This window comes from Kitasatospora sp. NPDC091335 (genome assembly GCF_044757205.1).
Taxonomy (GTDB): domain Bacteria; phylum Actinomycetota; class Actinomycetes; order Streptomycetales; family Streptomycetaceae; genus Kitasatospora.
This window is the reverse complement of the sequence record NZ_JBIVUM010000024.1, coordinates 1-19,457: the sequence shown is the minus strand read 5'-3', so window position 1 is coordinate 19,457 and position 19,457 is coordinate 1. Positions and strand designations below refer to the sequence as shown.

19 protein-coding genes are annotated in these 19,457 nt (G+C 73.2%); 7 read left to right on the top strand and 12 right to left on the bottom strand.

From position 1 onward, the window contains the following. Positions 1-168: 168 nt before the first annotated feature. The 3 genes from dapF to miaA form a co-directional block, all read right to left on the bottom strand. Complete coding sequence (gene dapF / locus ACIQOW_RS35110) at positions 169-1,074, bottom strand: diaminopimelate epimerase (RefSeq protein WP_401091913.1); 906 nt, start codon at positions 1,072-1,074, stop codon at positions 169-171. 68 nt (positions 1,075-1,142) lie between these two features. Beyond that, complete coding sequence (locus tag ACIQOW_RS35105; protein ID WP_401091911.1) at positions 1,143-1,655, bottom strand: hypothetical protein; 513 nt, start codon at positions 1,653-1,655, stop codon at positions 1,143-1,145. Positions 1,656-1,883: 228 nt separating this feature from the next. Further along, positions 1,884-2,828, bottom strand: coding sequence for a tRNA (adenosine(37)-N6)-dimethylallyltransferase MiaA (gene miaA, locus ACIQOW_RS35100; RefSeq protein ID WP_401091909.1), 945 nt, complete (start codon positions 2,826-2,828; stop codon positions 1,884-1,886). 178 nt (positions 2,829-3,006) lie between these two features. On the opposite strand from miaA, the gene ACIQOW_RS35095 reads away from it, so the two are divergent. Further along, complete coding sequence (locus ACIQOW_RS35095) at positions 3,007-3,291, top strand: antitoxin (protein WP_401091907.1); 285 nt, start codon at positions 3,007-3,009, stop codon at positions 3,289-3,291. Between the two features lie 21 nt (positions 3,292-3,312). Here ACIQOW_RS35095 and ACIQOW_RS35090 read toward each other — a convergent pair whose 3' ends face one another. Together ACIQOW_RS35090 and miaB are read right to left on the bottom strand one after the other, a co-directional pair. Next, positions 3,313-4,011, bottom strand: a complete 699-nt coding sequence (locus ACIQOW_RS35090) for a class III extradiol dioxygenase subunit B-like domain-containing protein (RefSeq protein WP_401091905.1) — start codon at positions 4,009-4,011, stop codon at positions 3,313-3,315. A 76-nt stretch (positions 4,012-4,087) separates the two neighbouring features. Then, a complete protein-coding gene (gene miaB, locus ACIQOW_RS35085) occupies positions 4,088-5,626 on the bottom strand; it encodes a tRNA (N6-isopentenyl adenosine(37)-C2)-methylthiotransferase MiaB (protein ID WP_401091903.1) in 1,539 nt (512 codons plus the stop codon). A 95-nt stretch (positions 5,627-5,721) separates the two neighbouring features. Here miaB and ACIQOW_RS35080 point away from each other — a divergent pair, with 95 nt between their 5' ends. Beyond that, the gene (locus ACIQOW_RS35080) at positions 5,722-6,741 is read left to right on the top strand and encodes a TAXI family TRAP transporter solute-binding subunit (RefSeq protein ID WP_401091901.1); all 1,020 of its coding nucleotides are present in this window, start codon (positions 5,722-5,724) and stop codon (positions 6,739-6,741) included. Positions 6,742-6,799: 58 nt separating this feature from the next. Here ACIQOW_RS35080 and ACIQOW_RS35075 read toward each other — a convergent pair whose 3' ends face one another. Both ACIQOW_RS35075 and ACIQOW_RS35070 read right to left on the bottom strand, forming a co-directional pair. After that, positions 6,800-8,224, bottom strand: coding sequence for a sensor histidine kinase (locus ACIQOW_RS35075; RefSeq protein ID WP_401091899.1), 1,425 nt, complete (start codon positions 8,222-8,224; stop codon positions 6,800-6,802). 6 nt (positions 8,225-8,230) lie between these two features. Continuing rightward, on the bottom strand, positions 8,231-8,974 hold the full coding sequence (locus ACIQOW_RS35070; protein WP_188299785.1) for a response regulator transcription factor: 744 nt from the start codon (positions 8,972-8,974) through the stop codon (positions 8,231-8,233). A gap of 391 nt (positions 8,975-9,365) precedes the next feature. Between ACIQOW_RS35070 and ACIQOW_RS35065 the strand changes: the two genes are divergently transcribed. From ACIQOW_RS35065 to ACIQOW_RS35045, 5 genes are all read left to right on the top strand, one after another. After that, a complete protein-coding gene (locus tag ACIQOW_RS35065) occupies positions 9,366-10,139 on the top strand; it encodes an amino acid ABC transporter ATP-binding protein (RefSeq protein WP_188299786.1) in 774 nt (257 codons plus the stop codon). Between the two features lie 117 nt (positions 10,140-10,256). Continuing rightward, positions 10,257-11,162, top strand: a complete 906-nt coding sequence (locus ACIQOW_RS35060) for a glutamate ABC transporter substrate-binding protein (RefSeq protein WP_401091896.1) — start codon at positions 10,257-10,259, stop codon at positions 11,160-11,162. A gap of 50 nt (positions 11,163-11,212) precedes the next feature. Further along, complete coding sequence (locus tag ACIQOW_RS35055; RefSeq protein ID WP_188299788.1) at positions 11,213-11,863, top strand: amino acid ABC transporter permease; 651 nt, start codon at positions 11,213-11,215, stop codon at positions 11,861-11,863. Next, on the top strand, positions 11,860-12,708 hold the full coding sequence (locus tag ACIQOW_RS35050; RefSeq protein WP_401091894.1) for an amino acid ABC transporter permease: 849 nt from the start codon (positions 11,860-11,862) through the stop codon (positions 12,706-12,708). Before ACIQOW_RS35055 ends, ACIQOW_RS35050 begins: the two co-directional genes overlap by 4 nt. Positions 12,709-12,830: 122 nt before the next feature. Next, a complete protein-coding gene (locus ACIQOW_RS35045) occupies positions 12,831-14,558 on the top strand; it encodes an FAD-dependent monooxygenase (protein ID WP_401091892.1) in 1,728 nt (575 codons plus the stop codon). A gap of 254 nt (positions 14,559-14,812) precedes the next feature. On the opposite strand, the gene ACIQOW_RS35040 is transcribed toward ACIQOW_RS35045, so the two are convergent. The 5 genes from ACIQOW_RS35040 to ACIQOW_RS35020 all read right to left on the bottom strand — a co-directional run bounded on the left by ACIQOW_RS35040 (position 14,813) and on the right by ACIQOW_RS35020 (position 19,214). After that, positions 14,813-15,826, bottom strand: a complete 1,014-nt coding sequence (locus tag ACIQOW_RS35040) for a regulatory protein RecX (RefSeq protein ID WP_401091890.1) — start codon at positions 15,824-15,826, stop codon at positions 14,813-14,815. Positions 15,827-15,833: 7 nt separating this feature from the next. Beyond that, positions 15,834-16,967, bottom strand: a complete 1,134-nt coding sequence (recA, locus tag ACIQOW_RS35035; protein WP_401091888.1) for a recombinase RecA — start codon at positions 16,965-16,967, stop codon at positions 15,834-15,836. 192 nt (positions 16,968-17,159) lie between these two features. Then, positions 17,160-18,395, bottom strand: a complete 1,236-nt coding sequence (locus ACIQOW_RS35030) for an AI-2E family transporter (RefSeq protein ID WP_401091886.1) — start codon at positions 18,393-18,395, stop codon at positions 17,160-17,162. A 37-nt stretch (positions 18,396-18,432) separates the two neighbouring features. After that, positions 18,433-18,627, bottom strand: coding sequence for a DUF3046 domain-containing protein (locus ACIQOW_RS35025; protein WP_188299793.1), 195 nt, complete (start codon positions 18,625-18,627; stop codon positions 18,433-18,435). After that, entirely contained in the window at positions 18,624-19,214 is a 591-nt protein-coding gene (locus ACIQOW_RS35020; protein ID WP_401091884.1) for a GNAT family N-acetyltransferase, read from the bottom strand. Before ACIQOW_RS35020 ends, ACIQOW_RS35025 begins: the two co-directional genes overlap by 4 nt. Positions 19,215-19,457 lie beyond the last annotated feature (243 nt).

Below are 19,457 nucleotides of genomic sequence, written 5' to 3'. Positions count from 1 at the left end.
AGAGGGTGATCTCGCTACCCCTCCCCAGGGGTGATCGACCCGGTGGTCCATGCTACCGAGCAGAGCACGTTCCGCGACGCCCTGATTCCCGTCCGCGACCGGTATCACCCGATCGGGGGGATTCGTCACCGCGAGAACGGGGGAAACCGGGCCGCCCCCGAACAGGCGTCAGCGCACCGACGACCACCAGCGGCCGTCCAGCCGCCCCTCGGCCACGATCACCGCGGGACCGGTCATCTCCACCCGGCCGTCAGGATGCTCGGTGATGACCAGCCGGCCGCCCGGCAGGTCCACGGTGTACGAGACCGCCTCGCCGGTGACCGCCGGGTCGGCGCCGTCCCGGCGGATCGCCGCCACCGCCACCGCGCAGGCGCCGGTGCCGCAGGACCGGGTCTCGCCCGAACCGCGCTCGTGCACCCGCATCGCGACGTGCCGCGGGCCGCGGTCCACCACGAACTCGACGTTGACGCCCTCCGGGTAGGCGCTCGCGGGGCTGGTGAGCGGTGCGTCGAACAGGTCGCCTGCGTGGTCCAGGCTCTCCACGAAGGCCACCGCGTGCGGGTTGCCCATGTTGACGTTCAGCGCCGGCCAGCGCCGTTCGCCGACGGTGACCTCGATGCCGTCGGGCCCGGGCAGCCCGGCCCGGCCCATGTCGATCGTGACGTCGCCGGGCGCACCGTCCCCGGCGGCCTCGGCGACCTTCGCGGTGAGCACCCCGGAGCGGGTGGCGACGGCCAGCTCGCCGGGCTTCGCCAGGCCGGCCTCGACCAGGAAGCGGGCGAAGACCCGCAGGCCGTTGCCGCACATCTCGGCGATGCTGCCGTCCGAGTTGCGGTAGTCCATGAACCACTCGGCCCGGTCGGCCATCCCCGCGGCGGCCGGGTCGGCGGCGGCGCGCACCACGCGCAGCAGCCCGTCCCCGCCGATGCCGGCCCGCCGGTCGCACAGCGCGGCGACGGTCCCGGGACCGATCTCCAGCGCGCCGTCCGGGTCGGGGACGATGACGAAGTCGTTCTGGGTGCCGTGCCCCTTGAAGAAGGGGATGCCGCTCTGCTGGGAAGAGGATGCGCTCACCCTTCCGATGGTACTGAGCGGTCCCCCGGTACCGGGCGGTCCCCCGCCCGCTCGCCGCGGGGAGGCGCTCAGCGCAGGTAGGCGACCCGCCAGACCGCGAGCGCGCAGGCGGCCACCGCGATCAGGGTGTAGACCGCGATCGCCTTCCAGCCGGCCCGCTGCCCGGAGCCCCGGCGCGGCAGCCCCGGCCACTTGTAGCCGGCGTGCCGGGCGGCCATCGCGCCCCAGCCGACCGAGGCGGCGGTGAACAGCAGCCCGAGCATCCCGACCATGGTGGAGCGTGCCCCGGCCGAGCCGAAGGCGAGCGGGAAGGCGAACATCAGCGAGCCGAGGGTGCCCAGCAGGGCGATCGGCAGCGTCTGCCACCAGCGCAGCCGGCGCAGCGGGCGGATCTCCCGCTCGTGCACCGCGCCGCCGGGCGGGGTGCGGGTGTCCAGGGCGGGCACCGCGATCGCGTAGGAGGTCGGGACCTCCAGGCCGGTCAGCACGGGGAGGTCGCCCATCGTCGACTCGTCGAACTCCTCGGCCGGGGCGGTGACGCTTCCGCTCTGGCCGGATTCGGGGCCGGTACCGGTCGACACACGGCCTCCCCTGACAGTTCGACACGAGCGGACTCGCGGCCGGGCACGGCCGGCCCGTCCGGCCGACCCCTACGGCATCGATGATGGCATGTCCAGAGGGGCGTTCCCGGCCTGACCGGGGTCGACGGGTGATCCGTGGCCATCACGTGATCGGGCCGTGACCGCCGGTTCGTCCTGCACGGTCGCCTGCGCGCGCAGGTGCACCGCCGGATTGGCCGAAAACCCGTCCTACGCGGCCGGAACTCCCTGACGCGCGATCAGTTCCAGGGCCTGTCCCAGCAGCTCGACGGGGTCGGTGCCGGCCGGCCGGGAGAGCCAGTCGATCCGGTCGTCGCGGCGGAACCAGGACTCCTGACGGCGGGCGAAGCGCTTGGTGGCCCGCACCGTCTCGGCCCTGGCCTCGTCCTCGGTGCACTCACCGGCGAAGTGGGCGAGCACCTGCTGGTAGCCGAGCGCCCGGGAGGCGGTCAGCCCCTCCCGCAGTCCGGCCCTCTCCAGTTCCCGCACCTCGTCCGGCAGCCCGGCCTCCCACATCCGGTCGACCCGCAGCGTGATCCGCTCGTCCAGCTCGGGGCGCGGCACGGCGACGCCGATCTGCACCGCCTCGTACACCGCGGTGTTGCTCGGCAGGTTGGCGGTGAACGGCTGCCCGGTGATCTCGATGACCTCCAGGGCGCGGACGATCCGACGCCCGTTGCCGACCAGGATCGCCTCGGCGGCCGCCGGGTCCAGTCCGGCCAGCCGTCGGTGCAGCTCGGACGGTCCGGACCGCTCCAGCTCGGCCTCCAGCCGGGCCCGCACCCGCGGGTCGGTGCCGGGGAACTCCATCTCGTCGATCGCCGCCCGGACGTACAGCCCGGAGCCGCCGACCAGGACGGGCGTGCGCCCGGCGGCGAGCAGCCGGTCGATCTCGGCCCTGGCCAGCCGCTGGTACTCGGCGACGCTGGCGGTCTCGGTGACGTCCCAGACGTCCAGCAGGTGGTGCGGCACTCCCCCGCGCTCGGCCGTGGTGAGCTTGGCGGTGCCGATGTCCATGCCCCGGTACAGCTGCATCGAGTCGGTGTTGATCACCTCGCCGTCGAGGCTGCGGGCGATGGCGACGGCCAGGTCGGACTTGCCGGCGGCGGTCGCGCCGACGATCGAGATGACGCGTGGGGTACGGGAGCTGCTCACCGCTCCAGTCTCGCACCGGCCCGATCCGGGAGGCCCCGCGCGCCCTCGGACCGGGCTGCCGCTCGCCCCCGACTGCGCGACGATATGACTGTTTCCCTGACTTTTTCCGGCCGTTTCCCCGGTTGGGCCCGGTTTGCGAACGCTTCGCGGGGCACCGTCGTTGTGCAGGGAACAGCGGATGAAGGAGATCGTCATGGGTCTGATGGACAACCTCAAGGGCAAGGCCGAGGAATTCAAGGGCAAGGCCAGCGAGTTCGCGGGCAAGCACAGCGACCAGATCGAGAAGGCCGTCGACAAGGCGGGCGGCGCGATCGACAAGGCGACCAAGGGCAAGTACAGCGACAAGATCGAGCACGGCGCCGACAAGGCCAAGGACGCGGTCGGCGACTTCGCCCACAAGCCGAAGCCGGAGGGCGAGGGCCCGGCTCAGGGGCCGGGGCAGGGGCAGGGCCCGCAGGCCTGACCTGCCGGCGGTCCCGGCCTGCTAGGACCAGGACGCCACGAAGTACCCGACCCCGTACGGCGCGTCCTGGTAGCCCAGCCGCCCGGTGAGGCCGGCGCCCTCCGCGGCGCCGGCCAGCACCTGCCAGGGCGCCCGGCCGTCGGCCTGGAGTTCGGCGGCCAGGCCCGGGTCCAGGGCGGCCAGGGTGGGCAGGTCGGCCGCGCCCAGGGCGGCGGCCAGGGCGGCGTCGAAGCCCTCGGCCCGCTCGTCCAGGTAGCCGGGAGCCTTCACCGAGCGGCAGGCGCTGCCGTCGCCGAGCACCAGCAGCGCGACCCGGTCGGCGAGGCCGGCCAGGCCCTGGCCGAGGCCGAGCATTCGGTCGGCCGGGGCCTCGGCGGGCACCGCGCAGGCGTGCGTCGGCAGGGTCACGCCGGCGCGCTCCAGCAGCCAGGCGCCGACGGTCAGCGAGGGCGCCAGCTCGGGCCCCTCGACCCGTCCGCCGGGCAGTTTGGCGACCAGCGGCACCCCGTAGCGCCGGAAGGAACCGGCCCCGCCCTCGGTCCACACCTCGGGCGCCGGCCCGGTGCCGACCACCACGACCAGCTGCGGCCCGGCGGCGACCAGCGCCGCCAGCGCCTCGTCGCAGGCGGCGCGCAGGCCGTCCAGCTCGGGCGCGGCCCCGGCGGCGACCTCGGGGACGAGCAGCGGCGGACAGGGGCACACGGCGGCGGCTACCAGCATGTGGATCACTCTAGCCGGGAAGCCGAACGGCCCGGCCGGAGCCGAAGCTCCCGCCGGGCCGCCCGGAACGCGCGGGTCAGTCGCCGCAGCAGGCCCCGCCCGCCGGCGCGGCGAGCGGCAGCTCGGCGGGGGCGCCGATCTTCGGCAGACCGAGCATCACACCGGCCGGCTTGGCGGCGGCCGCGGCCCGGCGCTTCTCCCAGGCGTCGCCGGCCCGGGTGCGGCGCGCCGAGAGCGCCGGGCCCTCGGCGAGCAGGTGGTGCGGGGCGGCGTAGGTGATCTCGACGGTCACCAGGTCGCCGGGGCGCACCGGCTCCTCCGGCTTCGCGCCGTGCTCGTCGTCCGCCCCTCGGAGCTTCGGGTCGAAATGCACCAGCCGGTTGTCGGGCGCGCGCCCGGAGAGCCGCTGCGTCCGGTCGTCCTTCTTGCCCTCGCCCTCGGCGACCAGGACCTCCAGGACGCGGCCGACCTGCTTCTTGTTCTCGTCCCAGGAGATCTCCTCCTGGAGCGCGATCAGCCGGTCGTAGCGGGCCTGCACGACCTCCTTCGGCACCTGGTCCGCCATCTCCGCGGCGGGGGTGCCGGGGCGCTTGGAGTACTGGAAGGTGAAGGCGTTGGTGAAGCGGGCCTCGCGGACGGTGTGCATCGTCTCCTCGAAGTCCTCCTCGGTCTCGCCGGGGAAGCCCACGATGATGTCGGTGGAGATGGCCGCGTCCGGCATCGCCTCGCGGACCTTGCGGATGATCCCGAGGAAACGCTCCTGCCGGTAGGAGCGGCGCATCGCCTTGAGCACCCGGTCCGAGCCGGACTGCAGCGGCATGTGCAGCTGGTGCATCACGTTCGGGGTCTCGGCCATCGCGGCGATCACGTCGTCGGTGAAGTCGCGCGGGTGCGGCGAGGTGAAGCGGATCCGCTCCAGGCCCTCGATCTGCCCGGCGGCGCGCAGCAGCTTGGAGAAGGCCTCGCGGTCGCCCAGGTCGGAGCCGTAGGCATTGACGTTCTGGCCGAGCAGGGTCACCTCGATGACGCCCTCGTCCACCAGCGCCTCGATCTCGGCGAGGACGTCGCCGGGGCGGCGGTCCTCCTCCTTCCCGCGCAGCGCGGGGACGATGCAGAAGGTGCAGGTGTTGTTGCAGCCGACCGAGATGGCGACCCACGCGGCGTACGCCGACTCGCGGCGGGTCGGCAGGGTGGAGGGGAAGGTCTCCAGCGACTCCAGGATCTCGACCTGGGCCCTGCGCTCGACGGCGGCCCGCTCCAGCAGCGCCGGCAGGTGGCCGATGTTGTGGGTGCCGAAGACCACGTCGACCCAGGGGGCGCGCTTGACGATGGTCTCGCGGTCCTTCTGGGCCAGGCAGCCGCCGACGGCGATCTGCATGCCCTTGTGGCGGGTCTTGACCGGCGCGAGCTGGCCGAGGTTGCCGTACAGCTTGTTGTCGGCGTTCTCGCGCACCGCGCAGGTGTTGAACACCACGAGGTCCGGATCGCCCTCCGACCCGGCCTTGACGTAGCCCGCGTCCTCCAGCAGCCCGGACAGCCGCTCGGAGTCGTGGACGTTCATCTGACAGCCGTACGTGACGACCTTGTAGCTCTTCAATCCGCTCTCACCGCTCACCAGACCAGGGTACGGGCAGCGGCGAAGCGCTTTTCCATGAGCTTCCACCACCCGTTCGACTCCCGTTCGGCCGGAGCGCCTGGCAGTATCCCTGCATGACCCCCACCTCCCCGTCCCGTCCCGGCGCCGCCGTCCGCACCGCGGCCCGCAGCCCGCTGTGGCGGGCGGTGCTGGTGCTGGTCCTGCTGGTCGCCGGGTTCGGCGGCTGGTGGCTGTCGGCGGGCCGCTCGCCCGGGTACCCGCGCGGCGAGGTCCGGTTCGCCACCGGCGTGCAGCACGGCGTGTACGACCGGTACGGGCAGCTGCTCCAGGGCCACGTCTCCCGGGCGATGCCGGGGGTGCGGCTGGCCCTGGACAACTCCGAGGGTTCGGTCGACAACATCACCCGGGTGCTCAACGGCCGGGACTCCTTCGCGATAGCCACCGCCGACGCGGTCGCCGACTACCAGGGCCCCGACAAGGAGAAGCTGCGGGCGATCGCCCGGCTGTACGACGACTACCTCCAGCTCGTCGTCCCGGCCTCCTCGCCGGTGCGCCGCACCGCCGACCTCAAGGGCCTGCGGGTCGGCGTCGGCCTGCCGCAGTCCGGGGTGAACCTGGTGACCAGGCGGCTGCTGGCCACGGCCGGGCTGGACCCGGACCACGACATCGTCCCGGTGTCCAAGGGGATCGGCGAGGCCGCCGACGACCTGCGCGAGGGCAGGGTGGACGCCTTCTTCTGGTCCGGCGGCCTGCCCACCAGCGCGCTCACCGACCTCTCGGAGCACGTCAGGATCAGGATCGTGCCGCTGGGCGACCTCTCCGAGGCCCTGCACAAGGCCGAGGGCGGCGGCACCGACGCCTACCGGGCGGCCACCATGCCCAAGGGCACCTACCCGAGCGCCGAACCCAGGGAGGCCGTCGCCACGGTGGCCGTGCCCAACCTGCTGATCACCAGGGACGACGCCGACCCGGGGCTGGTCGAGGGCGTGACCAGGGCGGTGATCGACAGCCGCGACCAGATCGGCGCCCAGGTGCACGCCGCCCAATTGGTCGACCTGCGCACCGCCGTGTACACCGACCCGCTCCCGCTGCACACCGGCGCGGCGCGCTACTACCGCTCGGTGAAGCCGTAAGGCTCGCGCCGTAGAGCCCGCGCCGTCGCGACTCCCCCGACGGCCGCCGGGGCCCCGGCTACTTCTCCGGCCGCGGCACCGCCAGCGTCACCGCGAGCCCGGTCGGCCTGACCGGCGCGAAGCCGAGCGAACCGCCGCCGGCCGCCAGCAGGGTGCGGGCGATGGACAGCCCGAGCCCCGAACCGTCCACGTTCTGGTGCCGCGGGCTGCGCCAGAACCGGTCCCCGGCCCTGGACAGCTCGTCCTCGGTGAGCCCGGGCCCCGCGTCGGTGACGGTCACCGCGACCTCGTCCCGGCGCACCGCGACCCGCAGCCGCACCTCGCTGCCGGCCGGGCCGAACTTGAGCGCGTTGTCCAGCACCGCGTCCAGGGCCGAGCCGAAGCCGATCGGGTCGGCCATGCCGATCGCCAGGGCCGGGCCGTCCCAGCGCAGCCCGATGCCGCGCTGCTCGGCCACCGGCCGCCAGGCGTCCACCCTGGCCAGGGTGAGTTCCGCCAGGTCGGTGCGCTCCGGTTCGGGGCGGGCGTGCTCGGCGGTGGCCAGCCCGAGCAGGTCGTCCAGCACCCGGGCCAGCCGGGTGCCCTCCTCCCGTACGCCGCTGAGCTCCTCCTCGTGACCCTCCGGCAGTTCCAGGCCGAGCAGCTCGACCCGCAGCAGCAGGGCCGACAGCGGGTTGCGCAGCTGGTGCGAGGCGTCCGCGACGAAGGCCTTCTGCTGGTCCATGGCGAGCACCACGTGGTCCGCCATCTCGTTGAACGAACGTGCCAGCCGCTGGAGTTCGGGCGGTCCTCCGCCGGGGGCGACCCGGGCGGCCATCCGGCCGGTGGCGATGTCGTGGGTGGCCCGGTCCAGGGTGCGCACCGGGCGCAGCACCCACTCGGTGAGCCGGACGGCGAGCAGCACGGCGACGATCATCGCGGCCGCCTCGCCGGCGCCGATCACCAGCCACTTGTGCAGCATCCGGGTGCGCAGCGCCCCGGTCGGGGACTCGCTCAGCACCACCGCGACCACGTCGCCGTCGCGCACCACCGGGGCGGCGACGGTGATCGGCCGGTCCGGCGTCCACGGCCAGACCTGCGGCGGGTTGTGGCTGCGCCGCCCGTCCAGCGCCTCCTGGAAGGCCTGGGCGCCCCAGCCGCCGGTGGGCACCCGCCAGTTCTCGGGGGCGGCGGCGATCGCCTGGCCGTCGCGCTGGAAGATGCCCAGGCGCACCCCGTACAGGTCGTGGTAGCGGCTGACCTCGGCGTCGATCGCGCGCTGCCGGCTGAGGTCGCCCGGGGCGGGTTCCGGTTCGCCCTTGCGCGCCGAGCCGACGGCGCCGGAGGTGGGCAGGTCCTGGGCGAGCCGGGCGGCGTCGTCGAGCCGGTCGACGACCACCTTGGTCTGCTCGGCCGCCGCGACCGCCGCCGCGAGCGGCAGCCCCAGGGCGGCCAGGACGCAGAGCATGAGGGCGATCAGGATGCCGAGCAGGCGGGTGCGCACGTGCGGTCAGTGCTCCGCGGGGGTGGGCGGGGCGGTCGCCGGACGGTCGGGGATCAGCCGGTAGCCGACCCCGCGCACGGCCTCGACCAGGCCGGGCAGCGCCAGCTTGTTGCGCAGCGAGCCGATGTGCACCTCCAGGGTGCGCCCGTTGCCCTCCCAGCCGCTGCGCCAGACCTCGCTGAAGATCTGCTCGCGCCGGTAGACCACGCCCGGGCTCTGGGCGAGCAGCGCCAGCAGGTCGAACTCCTTGCGGGTGAGCGGCACGTCGCGGCCGTCCACGCTGACCCGGCGGCGCTCCCGGTCGATCCGGATGCCGCGGGACTCCAGCGGTCCGCGCTGCTGCGGCACCGTGTCGGGCGCGGGCACCGCCGCCGCGGAGGGGGCGGCGCCGCGGCGGGCCACGGCGTGGATGCGGGCGAGCAGCTCGCCCATGTCGTACGGCTTGGTGACGTAGTCGTCGGCGCCCAGGTTGAGGCCGTGGATCCGGGAGCGGATGTCGGCGCGGGCGGTGACCATGATCACCGGCACGCCGCTGCCGGCCCTGATCCGGCTGCACACCTCGAAGCCGTCGCGGTCGGGCAGCCCGAGGTCGAGCAGCACCACGCGGTACGGCTCGTTGCCGTCCGGCACCAGGGCGTCGAGCGCCTCGTGCCCACTGCGGGCGTGCCGGACCTGGAAGCCGTGCCGGCCCAGCACCGCGACCAGCGCGGCGGCCACGCGTTCGTCGTCCTCGACGAGCAGAAGTCGCATCCTGTTCTCCTCCTTCCCCCACGTGATCACCGGTGATCACCGGGCCGATCGGTCAGGTCCCGGTCCTGCGCAGTATGGGCCAGTGAACGGCCCCGCGCCAGGTTCGACCGCGCACCGGGCTCGTGGGGGGCGGGGAGCACCGGAGCGGATTCCCGCTGTCACATGCCCCGTCGGCGCCCGCGCGAACAGCACCCGGGCGCCGTGTGGCCGTTTCGTGATGCTCAAGTTCCGCTCAGATCGGCTGACGGCGCACGGTCACGGCTCCTAAGGTCGGCCCACCGGGGGCTGCGGCTCCGCCGGCCGCGGCTCCCGGATCAGCACCACCACTGCCTCCCAAGGGAGTTGAGACTTCTCGGGCAGGCGCTATTCGACGACAGAGGGAGCAGGCGCGATGACCGAGAGCCCGGTCGAGGACTCCACCCCCGCAGCCGCCCCGCTGGTCGTGCTGGGCAACGTCAACAAGCACTACGGCGCGCTGCACGTGCTGCAGGACATCGACCTCAGCATCGCCCAGGGCGAGGTGGTCGTGCTGATCGGCCCGTCCGGCTCGGGCAAGTCCACGCTCTGCCGGACGATCAACCGGCTGGAGACGATCGACTCCGGCACGATCACCATCGACGGCCGGCCGCTGCCCGCCGAGGGCAAGGAGCTGGCCAGGCTGCGCGCCGAGGTCGGCATGGTGTTCCAGAGCTTCAACCTGTTCGCGCACAAGACCGTGCTGGAGAACGTGGTCATCGGCCAGGTGAAGGTGCGCAAGGTGCCCCGCCCGCAGGCCGAGAAGACCGCCAGGGAACTGCTGGAGCGGGTCGGCGTCGGCGCGCAGGCGGACAAGTTCCCGGCCCAGCTCTCCGGCGGCCAGCAGCAGCGCGTGGCGATCGCCCGGGCGCTGGCGATGAAGCCCAAGGTGATGCTCTTCGACGAGCCCACCTCGGCGCTGGACCCGGAGATGGTCAACGAGGTGCTGGAGGTCATGCGCCAGCTGGCCGCGGACGGCATGACGATGGTCGTGGTCACCCACGAGATGGGCTTCGCCCGCTCCGCCGCCAACCGCGTGCTGTTCATGGCCGACGGCAAGATCGTCGAGCAGAACACCCCGGACGCCTTCTTCACCGCGCCGCGCTCCGACCGCGCCAAGGACTTCCTCTCGAAGATCCTCCACCACTGACGCTTCGAGAGCCGCAGGACGGCCACCGGCAGCCAGGCCGGCCGGCCCCTGTCCGTGCACGACTTCCAGACGCCAGAGCCCGGTTGACGCCGCGGCCCAGCCCCAGGAGAACAGCCCATGAGGACTTCCCGCACCCTCGCCGTCGCGCTCTGTGCCGTCGCGCTCACCGCCACCGCCGCCTGCGGCAAGGACGGCACCCCCGGCGGCTCCGCCGCGAGCAGCGGCGGCAGCGCCCCGGCCCTGCCGGCCTACACGGTCAAGACCGACGTCAAGGTCGAGTCCACGATCCTCGCCGAGGCCAGGAAGCGCGGCCAGCTGATCATCGGCGCCAAGGCCGACCAGCCGAACCTCGGCTGGGAGGACGTGGCCAGCGGCGACCGCAGCGGCTTCGACATCGAGATCGCCAAGATGATCGCCGCCGACCTCGGCTTCACCCCGCAGCAGATCAAGTGGCAGACCCTGGTCTCCTCGCAGCGCGAGCCGGCCATCGCCAAGGGCCAGATCGACTTCTACGTCGGCACCTACAGCATCAACGACGAGCGCAAGAAGAGCGTCTCCTTCGCCGGCCCGTACTACATCGCCGGCCAGGACCTGCTGGTGAAGGCCGACAACACCTCGATCACCGGCGCGGAGAGCACCGGCGGCAAGAACGTCTGCACCGCCACCGGCTCGACCTCGATCAAGAACATCCAGCAGTACAACCCGAAGATCACGCAGTTCGACACCTACTCGGCCTGCGTCGAGAAGCTGCTGTCCGGCGAGGTCGACGCGGTCACCACCGACGACGCGATCCTCAAGGGCTACGCCTCCAAGTACGCCCCCAAGCTCAAGGTGGTCGGCAAGCCGTTCACCAAGGAGAACTACGGCGTCGGCCTCAACAAGGACGACAAGGCGCTGCGCGACGCGATCAGCGACGCCCTGAAGGCCCACGAGGACAACGGCGACTGGAAGAAGGCCTACGACGCGACCCTGGGCGCCTCCGGCTCCGCCGCGCCCGAGGTCCCGGCCCTCGACCGCTACTGATCCGCCGCCGTACGCCGATCCCGGCCATGACTTGAGAGGAGGGCCGCCGGATGGGGTTCCTGTTCGAGGACGACAACTTCGCGTTGTTCCGCGACGGCTTCCTACAGACGATCGAGGTGAGCGCGCTCAGCGCGCTGCTCGCCCTGCTGCTGGGCACCCTGCTGGCGGCCTTCCGGGTCTCCCCGGTACCGGCCCTGCGCGCCTTCGGCACCGCCTGGGTGACGCTCTTCCGCAACACCCCGCTGACCCTGCTGTTCTTCGCCGTCACCTTCGGCCTGCCGCCGCTGGGCGTGCACCTCAGCCACCCGGTGTTCGCGGTGCTGGCGCTCGGCGGGTACACCGCCTCGTTCGTCTGCGAGGTGATCCGCTCCGGCATCAACACCGTGCCGCTCGGCCAGGCCGAGGCCGCCCGCAGCCTCGGCATGTCCTTCGGCCAGACCCTGACGCTGGTCGTCCTGCCGCAGGCCGGCCGGACCGTCCTCGGCCCGCTGAGCAGCGTGTTCATCGCCCTGCCCAGGAACTCCGCGATCGCCGGCGCGTTCAGCGTCGCCGAGCTGTACAGCGCCCAGCAGACCTTCTCCGAGCGCGGCTACTCGATCTTCGCCATCTTCTTCTGGGTGGCCTGCGCCTACCTGCTGATCAGCGCGACGATCGCCACGTTCTTCCGCTTCCTGGAAACCCGACTGGCGGTGGCCCGATGAGTCTTCTGAACCGCCAGGCGTCGGCGAGCGTCCTCTACGACGCCCCCGGCCCCCGGGCCCGTACCCGGTACCGCCTGTTCGGCGTCCTCTCGGTGCTCGCCATCGCCGGCCTCCTCTGGTACGCCGTCAGCGCGCTGAACGACAACGGGCAGTTCGACCCCGGCCTCTGGGACGCCTTCCAGTACTCCTACGTCCAGCAGCAGATCCTGGACGGCCTGCTGTCCACCCTGGAGGCCTTCGGGCTGGCCGCGCTGTTCTCACTCACCCTGGGCGCCCTGCTGGCGGCCGGTCAGCTCTCCGACCACCGGCCGGTCCGCTGGGCCTGCACCGCCTTCACCCAGTTCTTCCGGGCGATGCCGCTGCTGATCCTGATCGTCGGGCTCTACTACGCCTTCTTCGCCCAGCAGCCGATGTGGGCGCTGGTGCTCGGCCTCACCCTCTACAACGGGGCGGTCCAGGCCGAGATCATCCGCAGCGGCGTCAACGCCGTCCCGCGCGGCCAGGGCGAGGCGGCGTACGGGCTCGGCATGCGCAAGACCCAGGTGATGACGTCCATCCTGGTGCCGCAGGCCGTCCGCTCGATGCTGCCCTCGATGATCGGCCAGCTGGTCGTCACCCTCAAGGACACCTCGCTCGGCTTCATCATCACCTACCACGAGCTGCTGTTCGTCGGTAAGGCGATCGCCAGCCAGCCGATCAACGCCGCGGGCTTCCCCTACATCCCCGTGGTGCTGGTGATCGCCCCGATCTACATCGTGATGTGCCTGCTGCTGACCGCGCTCGCACGCTGGATCGAAGCACGCGGCCGTCGCGGCGCGAACCGGCGCACTTCGGCTGCTGCTTGACGGACACGCAGGCGAACTGTTGCATTGCTCTTCGTGACACCTCCCGGGAGAATCCACGCGGCATATGCGGCAGCGGTAACTGACGCCGGCCGATCGGCCGGTTCGTGCCCGGAGGTTCCCTCATGGACCCGGTGATCGTGGTCGGGGCCGGACCGGTCGGTCTGGCCCTGGCCCTCGCCCTGGCCCGGCACGAGGTGCCGACCGTCGTCCTCGACGAGGGCTCCGGGCTCTGTCCCGAAGGCCCTCGCAGCCTCGTCCTCGGCGCCGACACCGCCGCCTTCCTGACCCGGATCGGCTACCCGAGGGCCGTCTCCGACTCCGCGCTGTGGGACTTCTTCGCCGTCTGGCGGCGCCGCCAGGAGGTGCTGCGGATCGACCTCACCGACTCGCCCACCTACCACCTGCCGCAGCACCGCCTCCAGCGCGGCCTGCGCGACGCCCTGACCGGCACCCCGCTGATCAAGCTGGTCCCGCTCAACCGGGTCGTCGAGCTCGAACAGGACCGGGACGGCGTCAGCGTCCGCACCGTGGGCACCCAGGACGGCTCCACCACCTGGTGGCGCGGCAGCCACCTGGTCGGCTGCGACGGCGCCCGGTCCACCGTCCGCAGACTCCTGAAGATCCGTTTCCCCGGCCGCCCCGCGGTCGACCGCAACGCCATCGCCACCGTCCGGGTCGACCTGCCCTTCGACGGCGCCCGGCTGCACCGCGAACCCCCGTGGCGGGGCGACCGCGAGGCCTCCGCCCGTCCGCTGCCGGACGGCGTCTGGCGGCTCGACTGGCGGCTGCCCCCCGGCCGGCCCGCCCCCGCCGAGACCGTCGACCCGCACGCCACCTGGCCCGGAATCGTCACCGGGGACACCCTGCTCACCCGGGTCACCTCCACCCTCACCGGCTGGTGCGGCGAACTGCCCCGCTTCGAACTGCTGGCCGCCGCCGACCACACCGCCCAGCAGCGGCTCGCCGCCCGCTTCCGGGCCGACCGCTGCTTCCTGGCCGGCGACGCCGCCCACCTGCACGGCGCCCTCGGCATGCAGAACCTCCCGGACGGCCTGCGCGACGCCGACAACCTCGCCTGGCGGCTCGCCCTCGCCTGGCACCTCCACTCCGGCGGCCCGCAGCCCGGCGGCTCGCTGCTGGACGGCTACGAGGCCGAGCGGCGCGGGGCGGTCGGCGCCAGGCTGCGCGCGGTCGACCAGTCCATGCCGCTGCTGCGCCCGCTGCGCGGCTGGCAGCAGACCCGGCGCTCGCTGCTGGTCGGCGGCTTCCGCAAGCACGCCCCGCTGCTCGCCGACGGCCAGCTCGGCACCGGCCGGTTCGGCGGCGCGCCCGCCTACCCGGCGGCGCCCTCCGGTGTCCCCGCCAGGGTCCCGGTGCAGCGCGGCTCCCGCGGCACCACCTCGCTCAGCGAGCTGCTGCCCGCCACCGCCCCCGGCGTGCTCGTCCCCGACCTGCCGGTGCTCGCCGACGACGGCACCCCCGACCACCTGCACGCCAGGCTCGGCGCCACCTTCCTGCTGCTGCTGGTCGCCCCCGGCACCGCCGTCTGGTCCTCCGAGCACTGGCTCGGCGCCGGTCTGATGCCCCGCCTCGCCGAGGTCGCCGCGGCACTGCCGGTCCCCGCCGAGGTCCTGGTCACCGAGGACTACCCGGGCGCCGGCCCGCACACCGTCCTGCTGATCCGCCCGGACGGCCACCTGGTCGGCGTCACCCAGGGCGCCGTCGCCGAGGACCTGCTCGCCCTCGCCGACCGCGCCCGCGGCGGCCCGGCCACACTCCCCCAGGCCCCCGACCACGCCGACCGGCCCGCGCCCGAGCAGGTGGACTCCCCGAGCCGGGGTGTGTCCTAGCGGGGTGTCCTGACCGGCCACCGCCGGGGCACGGCCTCGCGGACCACCGTCACCCGGAGCCCGGCCCGGGTCGGTGTCAGCCCGGCTCGGCGGAGACCCGCCGGGCGGCCTCACGGGCGCTCGGGTCCGCGCCGAGGCCGGCCACCGCATCCGGGCGGACCATCCCCCGGATTCCCGCCCGGTCCGCTCCGTCCCGATCCGCTCCGTCCCGATCCGCTCCGTCGCGAGCCGCTTCGTCGCTGCCGCCGGAGCCGCTACTCCCGGCCCGACAGCTCACTCGACTCCTCCTCCAGCGCACCGCGCACCACCCGGAACGCCAGCCCCTCGGAGTAGCCGCGCCGCGCCAGCATCCCGACCAGCCGCCGGGTGCGCACCTGTATGTCCAGCCCCCGGGTGGACCGCAGCTTCCGCTCGACCAGCCCCCGGGCCGCTTCCGTCTCGTCGTCGTGGTCGAGCTGGGCGACGGCCTGCTCGACCAGGTCGGCGGCGACGCCCTTGGTGCGCAGCTCCTGGGCCAGCGCCCGCCGGGACAGGCCCCGGACGGCGTGCCGGGACTCCACCCAGGCCGCGGCGAAGGCCGCGTCGTCGATCAGCCCGACCTCTTCGAGCCTGGTGAGCACCTCGTCGGCGATCTCGTCCGGAATCTCCCGCTTGCGCAGGGCGTCGGCGAGCTGCTTACGGGTCTTGGCGGCACCGGTCAGCAGCCTCAGGCAGACGTCCCGGGCGCGGGTCTCCGGATCGACCGACTCCTCGGCCTGCTTCCGGGAGGCACGGCCGGTGGTCTTCTCCCCGGGCGGCCCCTCGGCCGATCGCCCCCGGCGCGCCCCGCGCCGGGAGGACGGGGCGGCCGCACCCCCGTGACCGGCCGCTCCGTCCTCGTCCCGGCCGCTCTCCACGGCCGTCCGTGCCGAAGCGGGCGGGCCCGCTTCGAGTTCCTCGGCCACCAGGGCGGAGCGCCGCCGCCGACGGCCGGTGGGCAGCTCGGAGGCGGAGACCAGGCCGAGTTCCTCGACCGAGGCCTCCGCCGGCTCCGGCCGGGGCGCCGCGCCGCGCACCGCCCGGGCCGGAGCCCGGTCGAACTCCGGCTCGGGGCCGGATGCCCACTGCGTGGTGGACGGGCTGCGGCGCCGGGAGCGGCTGCCCGCCCGGGGCCTCACGGCCGGGAGCTCCGCCTCCGGCTCCTCCGCGACCGCGGCGAACCAGTCCGGCGGCCCGTGGTCGTCGTCCTCCGGGCCCGCCGGGCCGCCGCCCACCGTGTCGTACCGCATCAACGGCTCAGGCCTTGGCAGCCGCCGCCGTCGCCTTCTTCGCCGCGGCCGTCTTGGTGGCGGTCGCGGTGATCGGCTTGGCGGCGCCCTCGGTGGCGGTGGCGGCGGTGGCGGCCTCCGCCGTCTCCTCGGCCGGCTCCTCCGTCTTCGGGCCGATGCCGAGCTTGCCCTTGATCTTCCGCTCGATCTCGTCGGCGAGCTGCGGGTTGTCCCGCAGGAAGTTGCGGGCGTTCTCCTTGCCCTGGCCGAGCTGGTCGCCCTCGTAGGTGTACCAGGCGCCCGACTTGCGGATGAAGCCGTGCTCCACGCCCATGTCGATCAGGCCGCCCTCGCGGCTGATGCCCACGCCGTAGAGGATGTCGAACTCGGCCTGCTTGAACGGCGCGGCGACCTTGTTCTTGACCACCTTGACGCGGGTGCGGTTGCCGACCGCCTCGGTGCCGTCCTTCAGCGTCTCGATCCGGCGGATGTCGAGGCGGACCGAGGCGTAGAACTTCAGCGCCCGGCCACCGGTCGTGGTCTCCGGCGAGCCGAACATCACGCCGATCTTCTCGCGCAGCTGGTTGATGAAGATCGCGGTGGTGTTCGACTGGTTCAGCGCACCGGCGATCTTGCGCAGCGCCTGGCTCATCAGCCGGGCCTGGAGACCGACGTGCGAGTCGCCCATCTCACCCTCGATCTCGGCGCGCGGGACGAGCGCCGCGACCGAGTCGATGATCACCAGGTCGATCGCGCCGGAGCGGATCAGCATGTCGGTGATCTCCAGCGCCTGCTCACCGGTGTCCGGCTGGCTGACCAGCAGGGCGTCGGTGTCCACGCCGAGCTTCTTGGCGTACTCCGGGTCGAGCGCGTGCTCCGCGTCGACGAACGCGACCGTGCCGCCGGCCTTCTGGGCGTTGGCGGCCAGGTGCAGGGTCAGGGTGGTCTTACCGGAGGACTCGGGGCCGTAGATCTCGACCACCCGGCCACGCGGGATGCCGCCGACCCCGAGGGCGACGTCCAGGGCGGTGGATCCGGTGGAGATCACCTCGACCGGCTCGTTGGCCTTCTCGCCGAGACGCATCACCGAGCCCTTGCCGAACTGCCGCTCGATCTGGGCGAGAGCGGTCTCCAGGGCCTTCTCGCGGTCCGTACCTGCCATGGCTTTTTCCCTCGGGTTCTGTGCTGTGCGCTTCATCGTCCCCGACGCTAGCGCGTCCCACTGACAAACGGGCCCGACCGGGCTCCGCCTGTGGAAAACTCCTCGCCGGAGAGTACAAAGAACATCTGTTCGATTCAAGCCTCGCACGTCCGGGCCGTGCCGCCCCCGGGACGCCCCCGGGGGCGCCCCGCGTCACTCCCCGCGCCGCTGCCCGTCCCCGCCGACCATCCGGCGCAGCCGCCGCGCCGCCTCCCGGCGCAGCTCCCGCCGGGCCCGGCGCTGCTCGCCCCGGTCGATCCGCGGATCGGTGGCCACCTCGTACCGCCGCACGTACGTCCCCACGAAACCCTGGAGCGTCGCCGCCGCCGGGATCGCGATCAGCGCGCCCACCGCACCGAGCAGCGCCGCCCCGGCGATCACCGACCCGAACGCCACCGCCGGGTGCACGTCCACCGTCCGCGCGGTGATCCGCGGCTGCAGCAGGTAGTTCTCGACCTGCTGGTAGACCACCACGAAGACCAGCACCCAGAGCGCGTCCACCGGCTCCACGGTCAGCGCCACCAACATCGGCAGCGCCCCGGCCAGATACGTCCCGATGGTCGGCACGAACTGCGACATGACGCCGACCCAGACCGCCATCGCCGCCGCGTACGGCAGGTCCAGCAGCGCGAACATCACCCAGTGCCCGGCCGCCGACACCACCGCGAGCACCGCCCGGGAGTAGAGGTAGCCGCCGGTCTTGGCCAGCGCGATCTCCCAGGCCCGCAGCACCTCGGCCTGCTTGGCGGGCGGCAGCATCGAGCAGACCGTCCGCCGCACCCGCGGGCCCTCGGCGGTGAAGTAGAACGTGAACAGCCCGACCGTGAAGGCCTGGAACAGCCCCCCGATCAGGGTGGAGGAGACGCCCCAGACGTTGTCGGCCGCCTGCTGGACGTAGCTCTCGATGGCGCCGGAGTCCTTGAGCAACCGATTCTGCAACTCACCCAGCGAGAGTTCCTGGTGGAAGGTCTGGTTGATCCAGACGATCAGATTGTCGACCAGGTGCGGCAGGTCCCCGGCGATCTTCGCCACCTGGTCGACCAGCAGCGTGCCGAGCGCGGCGAGGAAGCCCACCACCGAGACCCCGACCGCCACGAACACCACGAAGGTCCCGACCCCCCGGCGCACCCCCCGCGCCGCCATCCGGTCGACCGCCGGCTCCAGCGCCAGCGACAGGAAGAACGACACCAGCAGCATCACGAACAGGTCGATCAACTGCCGGAACGCCCAGTCGGCGAACTGGAACAGCCCCACCAGCACCAGGAACAGCACCATCGCCCGCGGCAGCCAGCGCGGCATCCCGCCGCCCCACGGCCCCCCGTCCGCCGGAGCGCCGTCGGCCTCCCGCTCCACCCTGTCCGGATTCTTCTGTTCTGCGCTACTTGTCACCCGGACAGTCTGTCCCATGCCGCCCGGAGGCCGGCACTCAGCGCAGCACCCCGGAGACCCCCTGGGTGTCACAGACCACGCGCCAGACGTCCTTGGCCTCCCAGCCCGCCTCCAGCGCCTGCCGCACGGTCCGCCCGCCCAGCCCGCTCATCACGTGGTCGCTCGCGAAGGACTCCGCGTACGCCTCCCCGAAGTGCGCGTACATCCGTCGCCAGAACTCCGTCAGCCTCATGGCACAAGTATCCCGGACCCGGCCCGCCAGTCCCCCGCCGTCAGCGCGTACTCGACCTCGCCGTGCTCGCTGCCCGGGATCACCTCCGGATAGTCCTCGTGGAACGTCCGGACGTACGAGAGCCCGCTCTTCTCCATCACCCGCCGCGATCCCGCGTTCACCGCCATCGTGTACGCCACCACCCGCTCCACCCCCAGCTCCGTGAAGCCGGCCCGCACCAGCGCACGCGCCCCCTCCGTCGCGTACCCGCGCCCCCACGCACCCCGACGCAACCGGTACCCGAGCTCGACCTCCCCCCGCTCCCCCTCCCGCGTCGGCCGGAACTCGAACCACCCCAGGAACGCCCCACCCACCCGCTCCTCGGCCGCCCACCACCCGAGATCCCCGTACCGCCGGTAGTGCTCCAGGTACCGCGGCACCAGCTCCCCCTCCACCCACTCCCGCGAACTGGGCTTCCCCCCGGTCAGGAACCGCATCACCTCCGGATCCCCGTCCAACTCCACAAGACGGTCCACATCCCCCATCGTGAACCGCCGCAACACCACCCGCCCGGTCGTCAGGAACACGGCCGCACCCGAATCACCCATGCCCCGATCCTCACCCCCACCCCACCACCCCGTCACCTACTTTTCCCCCACACCCCAGCGCCCCTCACCCACCTCCCCAGCCCGCCCCCAGCCCCCAAGCCCGCCACCCCCAGCCCCCTTCCCCACCCGCCCACCCGCCCCCTCCCTCCCCGGCGAGAGGGACGCGCTGCGGGCGGGGGCGGCGCAGGGGGTGGCCCGGAGAGGGGCGTGACGGGTGATTTTCAGACTGCCACCGCCGTCCGG

Excerpts from the sequence above, each read along its gene's own strand:
- ACIQOW_RS35095 (WP_401091907.1), top strand. The coding sequence starts at position 3,007 with ATGAAGGAGATCGTCATGGGTCTGATGGACAACCTCAAGGGCAAGGCC.
- ACIQOW_RS35090 (WP_401091905.1), bottom strand. The coding sequence starts at position 4,011 with ATGCTGGTAGCCGCCGCCGTGTGCCCCTGTCCGCCGCTGCTCGTCCCC.
- ACIQOW_RS35080 (WP_401091901.1), top strand. The coding sequence starts at position 5,722 with ATGACCCCCACCTCCCCGTCCCGTCCCGGCGCCGCCGTCCGCACCGCG.
- ACIQOW_RS35070 (WP_188299785.1), bottom strand. The coding sequence starts at position 8,974 with ATGCGACTTCTGCTCGTCGAGGACGACGAACGCGTGGCCGCCGCGCTG.
- ACIQOW_RS35065 (WP_188299786.1), top strand. The coding sequence starts at position 9,366 with ATGACCGAGAGCCCGGTCGAGGACTCCACCCCCGCAGCCGCCCCGCTG.
- ACIQOW_RS35060 (WP_401091896.1), top strand. The coding sequence starts at position 10,257 with ATGAGGACTTCCCGCACCCTCGCCGTCGCGCTCTGTGCCGTCGCGCTC.
- ACIQOW_RS35055 (WP_188299788.1), top strand. The coding sequence starts at position 11,213 with ATGGGGTTCCTGTTCGAGGACGACAACTTCGCGTTGTTCCGCGACGGC.
- ACIQOW_RS35050 (WP_401091894.1), top strand. The coding sequence starts at position 11,860 with ATGAGTCTTCTGAACCGCCAGGCGTCGGCGAGCGTCCTCTACGACGCC.
- ACIQOW_RS35045 (WP_401091892.1), top strand. The coding sequence starts at position 12,831 with ATGGACCCGGTGATCGTGGTCGGGGCCGGACCGGTCGGTCTGGCCCTG.
- ACIQOW_RS35040 (WP_401091890.1), bottom strand. The coding sequence starts at position 15,826 with ATGCGGTACGACACGGTGGGCGGCGGCCCGGCGGGCCCGGAGGACGAC.
- recA (WP_401091888.1), bottom strand. The coding sequence starts at position 16,967 with ATGGCAGGTACGGACCGCGAGAAGGCCCTGGAGACCGCTCTCGCCCAG.
- ACIQOW_RS35025 (WP_188299793.1), bottom strand. The coding sequence starts at position 18,627 with ATGAGGCTGACGGAGTTCTGGCGACGGATGTACGCGCACTTCGGGGAG.
- ACIQOW_RS35020 (WP_401091884.1), bottom strand. The coding sequence starts at position 19,214 with ATGGGTGATTCGGGTGCGGCCGTGTTCCTGACGACCGGGCGGGTGGTG.